Raw genomic sequence first — 799 nt, 5'->3', positions numbered from 1 at the left:
GTGCGAAATGCGATTCTCCATAGGAGAGGCGGAGCCAACGCTAAAAGTAACGAACATCCCTATACCCAAGGGGCAAGGAATGTTCGAGACTGGTTGAATTACTACAAACAACCAGTTCAATTATGGAACTCTATGCCCGCATTGAGCAAATCCTAAAAAACCTACGCCCCGCCTTCAGTCGAGAAATCCCGTTTGAATGGTTTGTGCTGTTGATGTGGGGGTTGCTATTGAGTCATCAACCGGCAGCGGTGACGAGCTATGTGAATGGCTTGGGGCTAGATGAATCGTGCTACAGCGCAGCGCTGCACTGGTTCCATTCCAAGGCATTCAGGATAGATGAAGTCTGCCAGCGTTGGGGGCATTGGCTCTCATCGCATACCGCAGCCCAGCGCTTGAAAGGGCGCCTCGTCTATCTCGGCGATGGGATAAAAGTCGGCAAGGAAGGTCGCAAGATGCCGGGTGTCAAAGGCTTGCATCAGGAGTCAGCGGATGTCAACAAGCCGGAATGGATACGAGGCCACTACTTCAGTGCGCTCGGCCTGCTGCTGGGTCAGGGCACAGCGCTCTTTGCAACCCCCATCATCTTAAAGTTGCATGATGGCATTGACCCAGTAGCGTCCCATAAGCTGACGCTTGTGGACAAAATGGCAGCCGTTTGTGTCACGTATATGGAGCAGGGAAGCTATGCCATCTTGGATGCCTACTATGCTTCGGCGAAGGTGTTGAGACCGTTTCGAGCGCAGGGTTTACATTTGATCAGCCGAGCGGCGATTTCCACCGTGGCGCATGCCGACTTTTC

At 53.1% G+C, this 799-nt stretch carries 1 pseudogene; it reads left to right on the top strand.

The features are described 5' to 3' along the window. Nucleotides 1-122: 122 nt before the first annotated feature. A pseudogene (locus CKL79_RS22675) lies at nucleotides 123-799 on the top strand (hypothetical protein); the annotation flags it as partial.

The organism is Leptolyngbya sp. BC1307 (assembly GCF_002286735.1).
In the GTDB taxonomy this organism is placed as follows: Bacteria; Cyanobacteriota; Cyanobacteriia; order Phormidesmidales; family Phormidesmidaceae; genus Phormidesmis.
This window is presented reverse-complemented; position numbering and strand designations above follow the sequence as displayed.